The following is an 18,583-nucleotide window of genomic DNA, read 5'->3' as shown; positions in this document are numbered from 1 at the left end:
TTAATTAACATCACGAAATCAGCACACTCTACCAGGAGACGAAGGAGAGGAGAAGGGAGTAAAACCTATTAGTCTTTCAATGCAGCCAGAACTAAGGTTAAATCGTCATCGGTCCGCTGGGTAATCCTCTCGGAGCTTAAAAACCGATGTAGCTGCTCTTTCGCCAATATTTTATCCTCAGCATTGTGGACAAATTCAAATAAAGGCATAAAGAAGGGTTTGTGAGGTATGGCAGTTACATTACCACTATCACCAACAATCATATTCAAAGCCAGCATTTGTAGTCCATCAGTCAGAACACCAACATTAGTGATTTCCTCTCGCCATAAATTGAGTTGTACGGTCTCTAAGCCATGGGGAGATGTCAAAAAAGTAGTTTCATTAATGTACTCACCATTATTAGGCATGGTTAAAGCCATCAGCTTACCTGCGCCATTCTTGGCCACGGCTAAACCATCTCCTATTTGAGCCACGGCCACAATCTCAGGTGTAGCTATCATCAGAATTAAGGTGGTTGCTAAATCATGAGGTTGGTTCTTACACTCATCTGCCTCGGTTTCTATGGCTTTGCGAGCGACTAAGATGGTATTAGTTAGTAGATTACGCAAAAAATCATCATTAGCAAGGGTATCACTGGTTATCTCCTGGAGGGAAAGATATTCTATTGCGGTTTCTACGGCAATCATTGATCCCACTTTTCCTAGTTTAGCAGAGCCAGCGCCGTCTGCTACTGCTATTACCAATACATTGTTTGCTAATAGTTGCCAATGGTGAGCATCCTGACAAAGTTGTTGGTTTTTGGCGTGACTAGTTCCACACACAGAGGCAGCTACTATCCGCCATTGAGAAATCTGTTTTGGTCTATTCATATAATTTGTTTTCCACAGCTAGTTCGGTTTGAAGATCAAGCTGTAATTTTAATTAAACAGTTAAACAGATCCCCAACCAATAGGTGGTAGTGCTACCTGTTCATGTACTTGAGAATGGGACACTGCTGACATACTGGCGGACAACCAAACAAACATCTCAATGAAGTTTAATCCTTTTAGCTTCAGTGGACTCCGCACAGCGATTTGGCTTAATCTGCTCATGTTCGCATTTTCTACACCCACCGTAAAGAAGGCTACACGCTTATTGGACTCATCCCCTTGCAGCCTTTGGGCTGCTTGTTCGACAACATGATCTAGTTCCCCCTGGGGTTCACCATCGGTAATCATCAATACCCAAGGACGGTAGTAAGCAATACCATTAGTCCGATACTGGGATTTGCGCTCTTGAATAATATCTAATGCTTTATGAATTGCTGACCCCATGATTGTTAAACCCTGGGCTGTTAAAATGGGAGGGTCAAATTGATCGGCAGTTACAAAGTCCTGCACGATATTCACACTACTATCAAAGGTAACGATCGCTATCTCTACCCTTCTGGCTGCTAAGGAATTTTTCACCAGTTCGTCCTTTAAACTCAGCAAACCTTGATTTAAAGCTTCGATTCGTTCCCCTTGCATTGAGCCAGATGTATCTAGCAATAGCACGCATGGACAACGTGGTTCAGGATTTTCCGCAAATTCTACAACTTCATCAAGGTTAAATGTATCAATCATAACTTTTTGTGTTATGTTATAATCCAAGGCTTTATTTTCCTTTTACTCAAAGTATATAGTTTATGGGGCTAATATGGCTAAAATTATGGTATTTTAAGGGGGATGTTTGAGTTTTTCAGCCCAGACATTGATTTGGGTAATATTTATCAAATACCTCTCCAACTCCTCATCACTATTTAGTCACTGTCTATTTCTCAGGATGTTTAATCTTACTTGTTATCGAGTCTCTACCATAATTGATTTTACCTAAAGTAACAGCGAGTTTGGGAATCACCAAGTTAGGATTTAGGAGTAAAATGGTCTGAATGACTGAGTTTTTACATAAATTTTCCAGTCTGTTTACCTGCAATCTGCTGTAATAATCAATATATACATTTACCTCCATAAATTTTTAAAGATTCTATGTGGGATTTCGTCTCTCTTAACATAAATAAATTCATCTTTGGCAAAATCGGTGCTAGAGAACTATTGAGATGAAATTTGATGAATTTGAATTATCAAGAAAATCTCAGCATAGTTCCTAGCATTACCATCTGATTTCTCAAGATAAAATTCAACAAATTCTCAAAACTCCGCACAAAAAACCAGAAAGTCTCTTAGGTCTAAATTAGATGGTTTTTAGAAGACGGTTATCATTGATATTCATAATCCAATAACTCTGATGACAACAACTTTTCAATGTGATATCATATTCCAACCTGATATTTAATCTTTTCCAATAGTATGTTGATGTATCCGCAAAAAAAATTGTGAAAATATGCAGAATACTGGCACGTTTACCAAACTATCCCCCCAGGGTTTATTAAGACAACTGACTAATTGTTATGAAAGTACCTGTTTACAAGCAGTTAGTAACTCTGTATCTTGGTTGATATATATAGAACAAGGAAAAATTATCTATGGCACTCATTCAATAGAACCCTTTGATAGACTAGAACGACATATACGTGGTCAAAATCAACAAATTCCTCTGCTAGATAATGAAGTGCGTACAGAAATGCGTCTCCTGTTTGAAAATCAGGATTCCAAAAATTTACTAACCCAACCTCCAGAATATGAAGCTATTAATTGGCTGGTAACTCAAAAACATCTTCTTCTTCCCCAAGCAGCATTACTTATTCAGGAATTAGTTAAAGAAGTAATTGAATCATTTATCCTGGTCAAAACAGGCACTTATAAACTTACACAAACGCCAAATAACCTCAGCATAATTTGTAAATTAGATGTCTCTTCTATCATAGAACAATGTCAAAATCAGTTACAAAACTGGCGTTATCTTGGTAGGTATATATCTTCTCCCTATCAGCGTCCATATTTATTGGTTAGCAGCAAATTTTATGACAAAAGACTACCACCATTACCAAAAAATATCACCAATTGGATGAAGGGTTTTAGCTTGCGTCATCTAGCGATTATTATGAATCAGGATGAATTACAATTAGCTTTAAGTTTATACCCATATATTGCCAAAGGTTCGATAGTCTTACATGAACCAGATCCCCCATTTGATAAATTACCAAAAACCTGTGGATATTCATTGTCGCCTCCTTATAATAGCACAGAATCAGCCGGGAGTAAATTATTTATTTCAGATGTAGCACCGATCACAAATCCTCCTGGAGAAACTTCAATTATTTCTCATATTCCTCAGGAAAATCTAGTGATTCCACAGATACTACCAGATATTTCTAACCTACCTCAAGAGGATTTTTTACCAGAAATAAATGGGGATTTACAAAAAGTAAATACAAATAGGATAACTACACACAAAACTTACAAAATTATTTCTGTAGATGATAGTCCCACGATTCTCAGGGAAATCAGCCGCTATTTAGAAGATGAAAATTTTGTTTTGGTGACTATTAATGAACCAGTTAAGGCCGTAATGTCAATTATTAGACATAAACCAGATCTAATTTTACTGGATTTGAATATGGCAGGAATTGATGGTTATGAACTATGTCGAATTATTCGCAATAATTCTATGTTTAAAAATATCCCCATCATTTTCGTGACTAGTAATAAAGGGATTATAGACAAAGTCAAAGCGAGATTTGTCGGTGCTTCTGGATATTTGACTAAACCCTTTACTCGCGCTGAACTGCTAAAAATTATTTTTATGCACTTGCCCTAATTTAGAAGTGAGGAGTTAAGCTGTTATGCACCTAAATGGTATAATATAGAATTAAGTAACTAAGATATCGCTTCTAAATTATGCCAGCCAAAAACCATCTAATCTGTACTGCATTTAATTTGTATAATTATAGCGGGCAGGATGCCCGCACCACAATATCTAGCCATATTAGGATTGTACAATTTAGCTGCCCCCTGGGGGGCGGGGGGTTAGGTTTCTGGAAATTATCAGTTTCATCTAATACTTTTCAAGCAACCTCTAACAGATAAAAAACTAATTTCTCAGTTGTACAGGCATAGCTAAATAAGTCATTTTTAACCCACCCAAGGGAGTGAAAATAACCGGAGTTAAACTTTGATTTAGGTGCATTTGAATTTCTGAAGATGGTAATTCTTTCAAGCCTTCCATGAGATATTTAACATTAAAAGCAATGTCTATATTTTCTCCCGAAATTTGCGCCGGTATTGATTCTGTTCCACTACCTACATCTTGCGCTTCACAAGATAAAGTAATTTCTTGATTAGCATTATCAATGCTAACTTTGACAATATTATTTTTCTGGTCTGCTAACACAGCAATTCGTTCTAAAGTGCTGATAAATTGCTTTCTTTCTAATGTTACTTGTCGTTCAAATTGTCGGGGGATTAATTGCCGATAAGCGGGATATTGTCCTTCTAATGTCCGGCTTGTTAAACGTTGAAATGCCCAAGCAAATACAACTTGACCTTGATCAAGATATACATCTACTGTTTCTTCAGATGCGGAATTATGCCCTAACATCCTTTGTAGTTCCCTTAATGCTTTCGCTGGTACTGTTACTTCTACTTGTTCGCTACCCTCAACAGAACGCTCATTTGTGGTTTCTAGAACTGCTAAACGGTGTCCATCGGTAGCAGCAAATTCTAATGTATCCTGTTTTAATGTTAAATGTACACCTGTGAGGACTTGCTTGGTTTCATCTGAACTAGTAGCAAACAAAGAACCTTTTAAGCCTTCAATAAGTGCAGCAGTGGTAAGGGTAATTGCTTCAGCGTTTTCAATTACGGGTAATTCAGGAAATTCTTCCGCACCCATAGCCCGCACTTGATAACGTCCACTTCTGGGTTTTAGTGTTACAAGTATACCTTCTCCACTACTGTCTCCTGATTGATCATCAAGGGTGATTTCCCCTTCTGGTAAACGAGAAGTGATATCTACAAGTAGTTTGGCCGGGAGAGCAATTTCCCCACCTTCTAATACCTCAGCACTAAAACTAGTACGGATACCTAAACTCAAATCAAAGGCTGTTAAACTAACTTGATTAGTTTGGGCATCGGCCTGTAATAATATATTAGCAAGAACCGGGTGAGTTGGTCGAGATGGAACTGCACGGCTGACAAGGGAAAGATTACTACTGAGATCACTTTGGGAACAAATTAATTTCATCTTTAAATTCAATAATGGGGGAATTGGTTATTGTAATTGGTAATGGGTAATTAGGTATTCACCAATTTTCCCATCACTACGTGATTCTAATTGCTTAAAGCTTTAATGAACCGCTGTAAACTCTTAAATAGACTGGGTTTTTTAGCAGGTGTCCCGTCGCTGGTGTTTTCCTTTTGTCCCCCCATAAGAATTGCGTCTAATTCGTCACCAGATGGTTTTTTAGGGAGTTCTGCAAGTTTTTGATATTCTCCCTCTGTTTCTAACCATACTTCCCATTGTCCAGGATAGCAACGAAATAGGGCAGATTGATCATCAACAGCACGGATATAGTAAGAAGATTCAATGGTACTAATAAAGCGACGACGGGTTTCCCTGGCTGTGTAACCAATACCGACGATACTAGAATCTTCCAACCGGGGAGTTAACATAATTACCGGGCGTTCCCCTATAATTTCACACAGCTTTTCTAATTGTGGTACTTCTACGGAAGTTGGGGCAATAAACAGAAAAATTTCATCTTCTGGCTGAATTTTGGCTTCTAAGGAAGCAGCCCTACCTGTACCGATATCTAAAATTCTCTCGCGTACAAGATTAATGCCTAAGTTAGACTCTGCTGATGTCCAGTCACGACGAGCTAAAGCAGCCGCACCCGCGTCAGCAAAGAAGACTTTTAGACCGGATTCATATTCAGTAAATAAAGGGAGAAACTGTTCTGCAACTGTCATGAATTTGAGTTCTGGAAATAATAACTCAACTTGAATCCGCATTATACCATCAGCTACAGCTGATTTTACCGCTTCACAGGACTGAGCGATCGCATCTTCTAGGGTTTTAGGTAGTTCAGCCATAATTTATAAAGTCTTACAAAGTCGCTGGGTGAATATTTAATTCTCTCACTATAGTTATTTAATTCTGCTATCATAGGGGATTATGGCATTTGCCCCTAGTCTTGGTGCTTGCTGCCCATTGAGTATTTTAAACCATTCGTCCGCCTAAGACTGAAGCCGTAATGGGCGACAGGCCGATGTTATTTCTGGAGTTATATGTCTTTTTCTCATCTCGGCTTGTCCCCTGAAATTGTCCGTGCTGTCACTGAGCGAGGATATAATCGGCCTACACCAATTCAAAAACAGGCTATCCCTGTGGTATTATCTGGTGGTGATATTTTAGCTGGAGCGCAAACGGGTACTGGTAAAACCGCCAGCTTTACTCTACCGCTGCTACATAAGTTATCTACTCACAAGGTTCAAAGCAATACTAACGGATTTTCACCAATTCGGGCATTAATTCTTACACCTACGCGAGAACTCGCAGCACAAGTACAAGAAAGCGTCCGCGACTATGGTAAATACTTAAATCTCAATTCCATGGTCATGTTTGGGGGAGTCAGTATTGGTCCCCAAAAACAGAAATTGAAAACCCGTGTAGATATTTTAGTATCAACCCCCGGACGACTGCTAGATCATGTTCAACAGGGAACTGTGAATTTATCCCGTGTGGAAGTGTTGGTATTAGATGAAGCGGACCGAATGCTAGATATGGGTTTTATTAATGATATCCGGCGCATTCTCTCGCTTTTACCCAAACAGCGGCAAAATTTGTTATTTTTCGCCACATTCTCCGATAAAATTAAAACTCTTGCAGCCGGGTTACTAAATAACCCGACAATGATTGAAGTAGCACGTCGGAATGTGACAGCGGCCACAGTATCACAAAAAGTTTATCATGTAGACCGGGAGCGGAAACGACAATTACTTTCCCATTTAATTCGAGAAAATAAATGGTATCAGGTATTAGTCTTTAGCCGCACTAAATATGGTGCTGATAGGTTAGTGAAGCAGTTGGGTGAAGACCGCATTCAAGCGCTGGCTATTCACGGTAATAAGAGTCAAGGAGCGCGAACCCACGCCCTAGGTAAGTTCAAAGCAGGGACACTACAGGTATTAGTAGCAACGGATATTGCTGCCCGTGGTCTTGATATTAGCGAATTACCTTATGTCATTAACTATGATTTACCGAATGTACCAGAAGATTATGTACATCGCATTGGACGGACTGGACGCGCTGGAGCAGAAGGTGAAGCGATTTCCCTTGTCTGTGTTGATGAACATCATTTATTAGCGGATATTGAGGAACTAATTCAGCAGCGTTTACCGAAAGAAGTTGTCGCTGGTTTTGCTGTTAACCCGGAAATTAAAGCTGAACCCATTCCTAACGGACGTAAAGCCCCTGCTGGTGGTGCTTCCCGCACTCCTCGTTCTGTTTCCCAAAAATCCCCTCAACAGCCTTCGTCACGGACAGCAGCAGGAGGTAAAAAGTCTGGTTCTGGTTCTGGTTCTTCAGCACCACGTCGTTCTGGTAAGGGTAGGTAATAACTGAATTGGCTGCATTGCTGAATATTATGAATGTATATCACCCAGAGGATATCTAGGCATAAAGAGGTCTTGCTGATAGCGTAGCGTGGCGTTAGCCATATAAACCTAAAACCATTTATTAACAAAGGGTTTCGCGGATTTTTACCACAAAAAAGTGCCAGGTTTTGGCTAATGGTGTCTCAAAATGAATTGCATTTTTCTTTGTCGGATTTGGAAAATTGAGGATATCCAGACAGTTAAAACTGTTCCCAGTTAAGAGTTCCCAGTTAAGAGTTCCCTCTTCCCTCCCCTCACAGACAAATTATTCAGCAAGCCCTAAAGAGTAACAGCTTGAGCAATAGAGTTTTGACTTTTTTTGGTTATTCTTAATTCAACCTCTGCAAAACCTGTTTCAAAACCATTGCTGTCCAGTCAATATCCGCTGCTGTTGTTTGTTTTCCTAAAGTTAATCTAATTCCCCCCAAAGCCGCCTTTTCAGAATATCCCATTGCTAATAAAATCGGACTGGGGCTTAATTTTCCGCTATGACAAGCAGCACCAGCACTAATACCAATACCTGCTAAATTTAACTGACGTACCAAAGTTTTTCCGCTGATTTTTTCCCCGTCCGCAGTTGCTAAATAAAAACTAAGATGGTGGGGTAATCGGTTAATTCTGTCTCCTGTGGGGATTAAACTGGGAATATCTGCTAAAATAGCAAATAAGCGATCGCGTAATTCCATTAATCTCACCCTTTCCGTCTCTAATTCCCGTGCTGCTAACTCCGCAGCTACCCCAAACCCAGCAATAGCCGGGGTTGCTTGCGTCCCTGAACGCAGTCCAGCCTCCTGTCCACCTCCAGCCAACAACGGTTTTAATTTCACCCCTGGACGTACATATAAAGCCCCCGCTCCCAAGCCACCATATAATTTATGACTAGATATACTTAATAAATCTACTGACAAACTCTGTACATCTATCGGTAAACGTCCAGCAACTTGCACCGCATCAGTGTGAAATAAAGTACCGTGCATTTCAGTTATTTTACTTAATTCATGAATGGGTTGGACTGTTCCTACCTCACTTTGTCCATAAATCACAGATACCAATACTGTATTATTTCGCAATACTGCTTTTAGCTCTTCGGGGTTGACTCTTCCTTGATGATTTACACCCAAACGGGTAATTTCCCAACCCCAATTTTCTAACATTTTCGCCGGTTCAGAAATAGCCGAATGTTCTACACTGGAAATAATTATATGCTGGGGATCATTGTAACATCCCGCCACCCCCATCATCGCTAAATTGTCCGCTTCCGTTCCCCCAGAAGTAAAAATAATCCCTTCAGGAACAGCGTTAATTAACCCCGCAACTTGCATTCTCGCTGTTTCCAAAACCAATGCGCCACGGTTGCCCCATTCATGTAAACTAGAAGGATTACCCCACTGTTGAGTTAAGATTGTCTGGATCATAGCGATCGCTTCTGGACGAGTGGGAGTAGTTGCACTATAGTCTAAATATACTTGCATAAAAATTAATCATTGAGTGGGAGTAATAATTTACTCATTGTCTTTTTTAGGTAAAAGTTTCGCGTCAAATCGCCAAGAAAAAAAGAAATTAATTCAGATTGTGATTTAATTATTATATTAAAATCGTATTCAAATCCCTGTAATTTACTTTAATTAGATTGCTGTGTCTATTTTCCCACAAATCCGCTATTTTTCCTGTATATTTTTGTTGCTATTCACCCTGACTATTTGTGAACGAGTCAAATCAGGAAACCAGCGTTTAGCACCATTACCACAAGATCCTTTAATTCAAGTTTACTTTAATAATTCTGAATCTTCCGAATATCGGGAAACCTATCGTCAAAAAACTCGCTTAGGGGACGATTTAGAAACGCAAATTGTTAATACTATTGCTCAAGCTAAATCTACTGTTGATATAGCTGTACAGGAATTGCGTTTACCAAAAGTTGCCCAAATATTAGCACAAAAACAAAAAGAAGGCGTAAAAATTAGGTTGATTTTAGAAAGTAACTATTCTCGTCCTTGGAGTAGTTTCACTTCCGCAGAAATAGCCAAATTAGGAAAAAGAGAACAAGAACGATATCAAGATTTTCAGAAATTTGTTGATATCAATCAAGATCATCAAATCACATCAGAAGAAATTAGTCAACGAGATGCTTTAGTAATTATTAAAGATGCCAAAATTCCTTTAATAGATGATACTGCTGATGGTTCAAAAGGTAGTAATTTAATGCACCATAAATTTGTGGTTGTTGATCATAGTTTTGTGATTATTACTTCTGCAAATTTTACCCTCAGTGATACCTCTGGAGATTTTGCAAATCCTAGTAGTTTAGGAAATAACAATAATTTACTAAAAATTGATAGTCCTGAATTAGCAAGTTTACTCACAGAAGAGTTTAATATTATGTGGGGTGACGGAATAGGAGGAAAACTAGATAGTAAATTCGGACTTCAAAAACCTCCCCGTCAACCCAAAACAATCACTTTAGGTAATAGCAAAATCACAGTTCATTTTTCCCCAATTTCTCCCACTCAACCCTGGAATATTAGCAGTAATGGGTTAATTGATCAAACTTTATCCGCAAGTACAAAAACCGTTGATTTAGCATTATTTGTATTTTCTGATCAACAACTTGCTAATACCCTAGAAAACCTTCATGATCAAAAAGTCCAAATTCGGGCTTTAATTGAACCACAATTTGCTTATCGTCCCTACAGTGAAGGTTTAGATATGATGGGATTTGCTTTAAGTGATAACTGTAAATATGAAGTTGATAACCGTCCTTGGAAAAATCCGATTTCTACTGTGGGAGTGCCAATTTTACCTAAAGGAGATTTATTACATGATAAATTTGCAGTTATTGATCATCAAACTGTTATTACAGGTTCACATAATTGGTCAGAAGCTGCTAATCATGGCAATGATGAAACATTAATTGTGATTGAAAATCCCACAGTAGCAGTACATTATCAAAGGGAATTTGACCGCCTTTATGGTAAAATTAAGCCAGGTTTACCAGCAAATATTCAAGCTAAAATTGATGGGGAATTTAAACAATGTTCCCAAATACAAAAACCATTATCTTCGAGAATTTCTACTACTAAAATTAACCTCAATACCGCAACTAAAGCAGAATTAGAAACTCTTCCTGGTGTGGGTGAAAAGTTAGCCGAAAGAATAATTATAGCCCGTCAAAAGCAAAAATTTACTTCTTTACAAGATGTTGATAAAGTACCAGGAATTAGTGCTAAAATGTTGGTAAAATGGGAAGGAGTGATCATATTTTAACGAACCACTCCAGGCACAGAAATAGAGAAAAAGGATATTTTTAAATTTTATGCTATATAATATTCATTTTGTAGTAGTCTGTTCATTATTTTCACGACCGCAAGAATTTTATTTATGATTCCAACTATTTCGAATATTCCACTTTTTAACTTGCTTTTTGTGATTTTATTCCTCTTTAGATATATTAATTTATTTACATTTTTGTATCGCTAAAGTAAAGTTGTTCTAGCTATAAATAAACTGTCTCTGGCTTGGCAAAAAAACAAATTTTTTTTAGTCTCTTAATTTTGTGAAGGTATTGATGGAGAAACAGCTATCACGTCTGGGCATTAGCGCATTTATAACATGAGGCTAGAATCAATATATTAGTATATTATAGCCCCCTCCTCGCTTGCGGGGAGGGGGTTGGGGGTGGGGTTCTCGTACCTCACTGAATTGAAAAACGCTATAAAAATTTACTGACAATATTGCCAAGATATTAACAATTCAGAACGATGAATTTTACAATCCCTCAAGAATATAACTTCCTATCTCGCTTTTACCGACTGGCATTTACGAATATTCTCTCTAGTATTGTTGTGCCGCTATCGGGTTTAATAGACCTAACCTACTTGGGACATTTACCTGATATCCGTTACCTAGCAGGAGTTTCTTTAGCTATAATTCTCTTTAGCTACTTATACTGAGTTTTGAATTTTTTACGTTCTTCCAGCAATGGTATGACGGCACAAGCTGTAGGAACAGATGATCCAGAAGCCATACTATTAGTATTACTGCGGAATGGTCTGATTGCTTTGGGGATAGGTACACTTATCCTGATTCTTCAGTACCCTTTACAACAAGTAGGGTTTACCTTCCTAGTGGGTGCAACAGAGGTAAAAGATGCCGGTCTTGACTATTTTCAAGCTTGTATTTGGGGCGCACCTGCGGTTTTACTTAACTTTGTCTTAGTTGGTTGGTTTTTTGGCCGAGAACTTAATATTTTTGTGGCGCTGATATCTGTAGTAGAAAGCCTAACTAATGTAGTGCTGGACTACTTACAGGGGTTTCCGCTCTTATGAGGTACATCTTAAGCCCCCTCCTCGCTTGCGGGGAGGGGGTTGGGGGTGGGGTTCTTGTACCTCATAACATCGGGAAGTGCTGTATTTATTATTCGCTACTGAAGTAACTGAAAACATTTCTTACTATGTCAGATGGTTGTTACCATTCCAAGGGTTTTTTGCAGTTACCGTAATCTTGGAAGGATTCTTCGGAGGTTTAACCGCAGGAAGAACGTTACGTAATTCTGCCGTCATTTCCTTTGCAGGAGGTTTCATGCCTATAGCTGGCTGGTATTTTCACAGTAACCATCTTTTATGGTTAGCAATGATATTATTTTCAATAACGGCTATTGTGGTATTTTCATTTAAACTATTAGATACATTTACAAATGAAATAAAAATTCCTACTATTTCACCTACAACTAATGAAAGTTATGATAACTTTGCTGTTACTTGAAAACCTTCATGGCAGGGTAGTTATTAACTCAATTTACATAATATAACACCGATTTAATAATCAGAATTAAGTCGTATAGTATTCAATATTTTTATCGAGATTCTGTTAACTAAGGAGAATTTTTCCTGGGGACTATGTAGTTTGTAATTAGAAGTATTTAATTTCCATGTTGATGATCAAAAATGAAATTACTATTCGTCCCATGAAAAATCATATCCATGATTATCAATTAATGGAAAAATGGCGTAGTGATGAAAAAGTATTACAATTTTATGGTGGTAGAGATAATCCTTTTGATTTAGAAAAAGTTATAGAAATTTATCAACCTAGAATTACAGGAGAAGAAGCTATGATTCCCTGTATTTTCTTGTATCAAAATCTGGAAGTTGGCTATTTACAATATTATGATTTAAATAAATTACCAGAAAATATTAAACAAATGTATTTGCTAGAAAACACTAATAATGTTTATGGTATTGACTTATTTATTGGTGAAACTCAATATTGGAATCAGGGAATTGGCACAAAAGTCCTTCTGTCAGCAATAAATTATCTTTTTAATCGCCTAAAAGCTGCTAAAATTGTCATTGATCCTAATGTGAAAAATTTCCGCGCTATTCGCTGTTATGAAAAATGTGGTTTTGTCAAAGTCAAGCTTTTATCAGGTCATGATCTACATGAAGGTAAATATCAGGATTGTTGGCTAATGGCAAGAGAACGCAATAAATCGTTACACTAAAATAAATATCTGACTGGAATTTAGTTGCTAAAAAAATTATGACTCAACCAACTACAAAAATTTGTATACTCGGTGGTGGCTTTGGTGGCCTCTATACCGCGCTACGCTTAAGCCAATTACCCTGGGAATCTACACCAAAACCTGAAATTATTTTAGTAGATCAAAGCGATCGCTTTGTCTTTTCCCCCCTACTTTACGAACTCCTGACCAGAGAACTCCAAACCTGGGAAATAGCCCCACCTTACTCTGAATTACTCCAAGGAACGGGTATTCAATTTTACCAATCCACCGTTTCCGCCATAGATATCAACCAGCAAACAGTCCAATTAGCAAATAAATCAGAACTCAATTATGACCGCTTAGTATTAGCATTAGGTGGCGAAACCCCCCTAGATTTAGTTCCTGGTGCTACTGAAAATGCCTACCCATTCCGTACTATTACTGATGCTTACCGATTGGAAGAACGGCTGCGAGTTTTAGAAGCAAAAAACTCAGAAAAAATCCGTGTTGCCATAGTTGGTGGGGGTTACAGTGGGGTAGAATTAGCTTGTAAATTAGCAGATAGAATTGGCCAAAAGGGACGTTTTCGCCTCATTGAGGTCGGTGATCAAATTTTACGAACTTCTCCAGAATTTAACCGCGAAGCCGCTAAAAAAGCCTTAGATAGCAAAGGCGTATTTATTGACTTAGAAACCAAAGTAGTCGCCATTGAGAAAGATAGTATCTCTTTGGAGTATAAAAGTCAAGTAGACACCATTCCCGTAGATTTAGTAATTTGGACAGTAGGAACAAAGGTTTCCCCAGTGGTGAAAAGTTTACCCCTCAAGCAAAATCAGCGCGGACAAATTACCACCACACCCCAATTACAAGTTCTGGAACATCCTGAGATCTTCGCGTTGGGAGATTTAGCAGACTGTCTCGACGCAGAAGGAAAACAAGTCCCCGCAACAGCCCAAGTCGCATTTCAACAAGCTGATTATACCGCCTGGAACATCTGGGCTGCTATTACCAATCGTCCTCTCCTTCCCTTCCGCTATCAACCATTAGGGGAAATGATGGCTTTAGGAATAGATAACGCTACCCTCACAGGTTTAGGTGTGCAATTAGACGGTTCTTTTGCGTATTTAGCCCGTCGTCTGGCTTATCTCTATCGTTTACCCACATTAAATCATCAGTTGAAAGTCGGTTTTAATTGGTTATTTAGCCCTATAATACAAGCCATTTCTCAATAATTTCAAAATTAAGATCAAGATCACCGATTTCTCGCAGAAGTCGGGGATCTGAAACGTAAGCCACACAAATTCAGATATGATTGCTATGTATTTACCGACTACTGAGGACTTAAATATTAATTATTATGAAAAAACCCAAAGTCATTTTTCTAGATGCTGTAGGTACATTGTTTGGTGTTAAAAGTAGTATAGGTGAAATTTACCGACAAATCGCCCAGGAATTTGGTGTGGAAGTTTCTGCTCAAATTTTGGATCAAAACTTTATTAAAAGCTTTAAAGCCGCACCACCACCTGTATTTCCTGATACAGATATTAAAGATATTCCCCAACGCGAATATGATTGGTGGCGTATTATTGCTTTAAATACTTTTGAAGGCGCGGGTGTTCTCAAAGATTTTGCTGATTTTTCCGCTTTTTTTAGTGAACTTTATATTCACTTTGGTACTCCTGAACCTTGGTATGTTTATCCTGATGTTCTCTTAGCTTTAATGAACTGGCGACGCTTAGGAGTTGAATTGGGTGTTTTATCTAATTTTGATTCCCGTTTATATTTAGTATTACAAGGTTTGGGTCTGAAAGAATATTTTACTTCTGTCACCATTTCTACTCAAGTCCGTGCCGCTAAACCAGATCCAGAAATTTTTAAAATCGCTTTAAAAAAGCACAATTGCTCCCCGGAAGACGCATGGCACATTGGTGACAGCATTAGGGATGACTATCAAGGTGCTAAAGCAGCAGGAATGAGGGGGATTTGGATTAACCGTAATCCCAGTCTGTAATACTATCCAGCATAATATTCTAGCTTGTAGTTTGCTTTTACAGACAATAAAAATATCATCTGTGAACTAGATTTTGAACCATCGGGTGAATGCGGAGGATAGGTGTTTTCAGTTGTTCAAACTGATATGATATAAAGATAGGAGTCGAGAGGCACAAAAAACCACAGTATGTAACGAAAAGTAAAATTTCCCCAATTCTCTTCCCTCTTGTCATAACGACAATTTTTTACGATAACCTACTTATTGAATATCTGTATTGTTTCAATCTACCGTTTGTTCTTGAATCTATGAAGTCTTATTTAGCCGCCGCTATTCAAATGACCAGTGTACCGGATTTACAAAAAAATTTGGACCAAGCAGAAGAATTAATTGATCTGGCCGTGCGTCAAGGTGCGGAATTGGTGGGTTTACCAGAAAATTTCTCTTTTATGGGTGAAGAAAAAGATAAAATAGCACAAGGAAGTGCGATCGCCCAAGCCACGGAAACATTTCTTCACCAAATGGCACAACGTTTTCAAGTTACCATTCTCGGCGGCGGCTTCCCTATCCCTGTAAATGGTAATGGTAAGGTCTATAATACAGCGTTACTTGTCAGTCCTAACGGTCAAGAACTCGCCCGTTACCAAAAAGTACACTTATTTGATGTCAATGTCCCTGATGGTAATACTTATCAAGAATCAAGTACCGTCAAAGCTGGACAAGAATTACCTTCTGTCTATTCTTCCCCTGATTTGGGCAAAATTGGCCTGTCTATTTGTTATGATGTCCGTTTCCCTGAATTATATCGCCATTTATCCAGTCACGGTGCAGATGTCTTATTTATACCCGCTGCTTTTACGGCTTTTACAGGGAAAGACCATTGGCAAGTATTATTACAATCTAGGGCAATAGAAAATACCTGCTATGTGATCGCCCCCGCTCAAACTGGTACTAATTATCACCGTCGCCAAACCCATGGACACGCTATGATTATAGACCCATGGGGTGTAATTTTAGCAGATGCCGGCGAAAAACCGGGAATAGCGATCGCCGAAATTAAACCTACTCGATTAGAACAAGTACGCAGACAAATGCCATCTTTACAACATCGCGTATTTTAATCTAGTGCGGGCATCTTGCCCGCGATCATTTCTACACAGGACTTACGCAAAATATCCCCCCCTAAACCCCCATATCTGTTGTCTGTGCCTGGAGTGGTATGTCTATAGCTCCTGCGTCGCTACGCAAGCTATCGACACGCTACGCGAACGTTATATTGAATTACAAATCACCGCCAAATAGAAGATTTAAAATATAATTAACTTAAACTAAATTTAGGTTTAGCTAATGACAATTAGACTAATTGAACCAAAAATAAAAATTAAATTTCCTCCTGACTCAGCAGTGTCATGATAAAATCAGAATTAATGACATCCAAAGGCTCAAAAGGAGAGTCAATAGGAAAAACCTGAATAGATAATTTAGTTTCCGTACTGGTAGCGCGAACAGCTTTTAAATAACAATCAGAAAATAGTTCTAAATAATAAGGTTTGAGACTAGGACTATCCTCCAATAAAGATTCAATTTGATAAAACTGTTCCCAAATTGTACTTACCCAACTAGAAGAACGTTTTTCAGATTGAAATTGATATTTAAGCAAGTGCATTAGTAAAACTATGAGTCGGTTTTTTAATTCACGTCGTTTTTCTTTCCCCATGTCCTCTATTTCTGCAATCAAATGCTCAAAATCAACTTGTTCTAGTTGGTGATTACGTAATAAATTAGCTGTAGTTTCTATCCACAAACAATAATCCTGATCATAAATATAACTACTTAATAATGTAGATTGTAAATTGGTAGTCATAAGAGATAGCCTTATTTACGCCATTGTCTTACTATATCACATTCATCACAGGGATGTTATTCTCAAGTAAATTTATAAGTAATTACAATTAATATAAAAAACCGGGAAACAGTAACGTTTCCCAGTTTATTTCTGTAAAGGCATAGCCTAGCTACACCTTAATTTGTTGCTAAGAAAGATTAAACCTTAGCAGCAGCCCTCATGACCAATTCACCCTTAGCATACTTAGCAGCAAAATCTTCCAAAGAAACTTGCTTAATCTTGCTTGCATTACCAGCAGTACCAAACTGTATATAACGGTCAGCGCAAACCTTCTGCATATATTTAATAGAAGGTTTGAGGAAGTGACGAGGATCAAATTCCTTGGGGTTAGCCGCCAAAGCTTCCCGCACAGCCGCAGTAATCGCTAAACGGTTATCAGTGTCAATATTTACCTTACGTACACCACTCTTAATACCTTTTTGAATTTCTTCTACAGGTACACCGTAGGTTTCAGGAATTTCGCCACCATATTGGTTAATTAGCGCCAACAAATCTTCAGGGACAGAAGAAGAACCGTGCATTACCAAATGGGTATTAGGTAAACGACGGTGAATTTCTTCAATGCGGCTAATAGCCAAAATTTCGCCAGTTGGTTTGCGGGTAAACTTATAAGCACCGTGACTAGTACCGATAGCTACAGCCAAAGCATCCACTTGAGTAGCTTCTACAAAGTCAACAGCTTCATCAGGATCAGTTAATAGTTGAGAATGGTCTAGTGTACCTTCAAAACCGTGACCGTCTTCAGCTTCACCAGCGCCGGTTTCTAGAGAACCCAAACAACCTAGTTCACCTTCAACGCTGACACCTAAAGAGTGAGCGACGTTGACAACTTCACTGGTAACTTTAACATTATATTCAAAGCTGGCAGGAGTTTTAGCATCAGCTTCCAAAGAACCATCCATCATTACACTGGTGAAGTTGTTCTTAATAGCTGAGTAGCAGGTAGAAGGAGCATTACCATGATCTTGGTGCATGACAATGGGAATCTGAGGATAAGTTTCTACCGCAGCTAAAATCAAGTGGCGGAGGAAATTTTCCCCTGCATAATTACGAGCGCCGCGAGAAGCTTGTAAAATCACAGGACTGTCTGTTTCAGTCGCTGCTTTCATGATTGCCTGAATCTGCTCCAAGTTGTTAACGTTAAAAGCGGGAATGCCATAACCGTGTTCAGCAGCGTGATCCAAAAGCAACCGCATAGGTACAAGCGCCATATATATTCCTCCTAATTTGGGTATCAGCCAGTCAATTTAATAGAAGCGTAATCTTTATTTTAATGTAATTTTTACGCTAATCTTAATGTTTTTTTCAACTTACAGAAAATTATATCTAGTAGTGGTTGCTTATGTTGAAAAATTTTCCTGGCTGATTTTCTCAATTTATGTATCATGAACGCATAAATAGATACTAAATACTAGTATCGTATTTAATCAAGTTTCAGTAACAACAAAAATATTTTAGGATTTACGTAAGTGTCACAAAAAATAAAATTCTAATCTTTTGTTTTTTTTCAATAAAAAACCCACCATAGAAATACTATAGTGGGTGAAATCAACAAATGCAGTTATGGTTAATCTTCAAATACAGCAATTATGCAAGCCATTCCAGAACAGCTT

17 protein-coding genes are annotated in these 18,583 nt (G+C 38.3%); 10 read left to right on the top strand and 7 right to left on the bottom strand.

What is annotated here, in order from left to right:
- Positions 1-68: 68 nt before the first annotated feature.
- Together H6G25_RS14520 and H6G25_RS14515 are read right to left on the bottom strand one after the other, a co-directional pair.
- Complete coding sequence (locus H6G25_RS14520) at positions 69-869, bottom strand: PP2C family serine/threonine-protein phosphatase (protein WP_190393097.1); 801 nt, start codon at positions 867-869, stop codon at positions 69-71.
- A 60-nt stretch (positions 870-929) separates the two neighbouring features.
- Positions 930-1,604, bottom strand: coding sequence for a VWA domain-containing protein (locus tag H6G25_RS14515; protein WP_190393096.1), 675 nt, complete (start codon positions 1,602-1,604; stop codon positions 930-932).
- Positions 1,605-2,361: 757 nt separating this feature from the next.
- Between H6G25_RS14515 and H6G25_RS14510 the strand changes: the two genes are divergently transcribed.
- Positions 2,362-3,738, top strand: coding sequence for a response regulator (locus tag H6G25_RS14510; RefSeq protein ID WP_190393095.1), 1,377 nt, complete (start codon positions 2,362-2,364; stop codon positions 3,736-3,738).
- A 273-nt stretch (positions 3,739-4,011) separates the two neighbouring features.
- Here the strand turns inward: H6G25_RS14510 and dnaN are convergent, their stop codons facing one another.
- Both dnaN and H6G25_RS14500 read right to left on the bottom strand, forming a co-directional pair.
- A complete protein-coding gene (dnaN, locus tag H6G25_RS14505; protein WP_190393094.1) occupies positions 4,012-5,163 on the bottom strand; it encodes a DNA polymerase III subunit beta in 1,152 nt (383 codons plus the stop codon).
- Between the two features lie 86 nt (positions 5,164-5,249).
- A complete protein-coding gene (locus tag H6G25_RS14500) occupies positions 5,250-6,011 on the bottom strand; it encodes a DUF1995 family protein (RefSeq protein ID WP_190393093.1) in 762 nt (253 codons plus the stop codon).
- A gap of 195 nt (positions 6,012-6,206) precedes the next feature.
- On the opposite strand from H6G25_RS14500, the gene H6G25_RS14495 reads away from it, so the two are divergent.
- On the top strand, positions 6,207-7,535 hold the full coding sequence (locus H6G25_RS14495) for a DEAD/DEAH box helicase (RefSeq protein WP_190393092.1): 1,329 nt from the start codon (positions 6,207-6,209) through the stop codon (positions 7,533-7,535).
- A gap of 368 nt (positions 7,536-7,903) precedes the next feature.
- On the opposite strand, the gene H6G25_RS14490 is transcribed toward H6G25_RS14495, so the two are convergent.
- Positions 7,904-9,046 carry a cysteine desulfurase family protein gene (locus tag H6G25_RS14490; RefSeq protein ID WP_190393091.1) on the bottom strand — a complete coding sequence of 381 codons (1,143 nt, stop codon included), beginning with the start codon at positions 9,044-9,046 and terminating at the stop codon, positions 7,904-7,906.
- A 163-nt stretch (positions 9,047-9,209) separates the two neighbouring features.
- On the opposite strand from H6G25_RS14490, the gene H6G25_RS14485 reads away from it, so the two are divergent.
- The 8 genes from H6G25_RS14485 to H6G25_RS14455 all read left to right on the top strand — a co-directional run bounded on the left by H6G25_RS14485 (position 9,210) and on the right by H6G25_RS14455 (position 16,185).
- Positions 9,210-10,838, top strand: coding sequence for a DUF655 domain-containing protein (locus H6G25_RS14485; RefSeq protein ID WP_190393090.1), 1,629 nt, complete (start codon positions 9,210-9,212; stop codon positions 10,836-10,838).
- A gap of 494 nt (positions 10,839-11,332) precedes the next feature.
- Entirely contained in the window at positions 11,333-11,524 is a 192-nt protein-coding gene (locus H6G25_RS21260; protein WP_242034976.1) for a hypothetical protein, read from the top strand.
- A 3-nt stretch (positions 11,525-11,527) separates the two neighbouring features.
- Complete coding sequence (locus H6G25_RS14480; RefSeq protein WP_242034975.1) at positions 11,528-11,899, top strand: MATE family efflux transporter; 372 nt, start codon at positions 11,528-11,530, stop codon at positions 11,897-11,899.
- Positions 11,900-11,975: 76 nt separating this feature from the next.
- The gene (locus H6G25_RS14475) at positions 11,976-12,335 is read left to right on the top strand and encodes a hypothetical protein (RefSeq protein WP_190393089.1); all 360 of its coding nucleotides are present in this window, start codon (positions 11,976-11,978) and stop codon (positions 12,333-12,335) included.
- Positions 12,336-12,501: 166 nt separating this feature from the next.
- Positions 12,502-13,074 carry a GNAT family N-acetyltransferase gene (locus H6G25_RS14470; RefSeq protein WP_190393088.1) on the top strand — a complete coding sequence of 191 codons (573 nt, stop codon included), beginning with the start codon at positions 12,502-12,504 and terminating at the stop codon, positions 13,072-13,074.
- Between the two features lie 38 nt (positions 13,075-13,112).
- Complete coding sequence (locus H6G25_RS14465; protein ID WP_190393087.1) at positions 13,113-14,306, top strand: NAD(P)/FAD-dependent oxidoreductase; 1,194 nt, start codon at positions 13,113-13,115, stop codon at positions 14,304-14,306.
- Positions 14,307-14,431: 125 nt separating this feature from the next.
- Positions 14,432-15,085, top strand: a complete 654-nt coding sequence (locus tag H6G25_RS14460; RefSeq protein WP_190393086.1) for an HAD family hydrolase — start codon at positions 14,432-14,434, stop codon at positions 15,083-15,085.
- Positions 15,086-15,372: 287 nt separating this feature from the next.
- Complete coding sequence (locus H6G25_RS14455) at positions 15,373-16,185, top strand: carbon-nitrogen hydrolase family protein (RefSeq protein ID WP_190393085.1); 813 nt, start codon at positions 15,373-15,375, stop codon at positions 16,183-16,185.
- Between the two features lie 260 nt (positions 16,186-16,445).
- On the opposite strand, the gene H6G25_RS14450 is transcribed toward H6G25_RS14455, so the two are convergent.
- Both H6G25_RS14450 and fba read right to left on the bottom strand, forming a co-directional pair.
- Positions 16,446-16,928: a DUF29 domain-containing protein gene (locus tag H6G25_RS14450; RefSeq protein ID WP_190393084.1), complete on the bottom strand. Its 483-nt coding sequence runs from the start codon at positions 16,926-16,928 to the stop codon at positions 16,446-16,448.
- 179 nt (positions 16,929-17,107) lie between these two features.
- Positions 17,108-18,181, bottom strand: a complete 1,074-nt coding sequence (gene fba / locus H6G25_RS14445; protein WP_190393083.1) for a class II fructose-bisphosphate aldolase — start codon at positions 18,179-18,181, stop codon at positions 17,108-17,110.
- Positions 18,182-18,583 lie beyond the last annotated feature (402 nt).

It is taken from the genome of Dolichospermum sp. FACHB-1091 (assembly GCF_014697585.1).
In the GTDB taxonomy this organism is placed as follows: Bacteria; Cyanobacteriota; Cyanobacteriia; order Cyanobacteriales; family Nostocaceae; genus Dolichospermum.
This window is presented reverse-complemented; position numbering and strand designations above follow the sequence as displayed.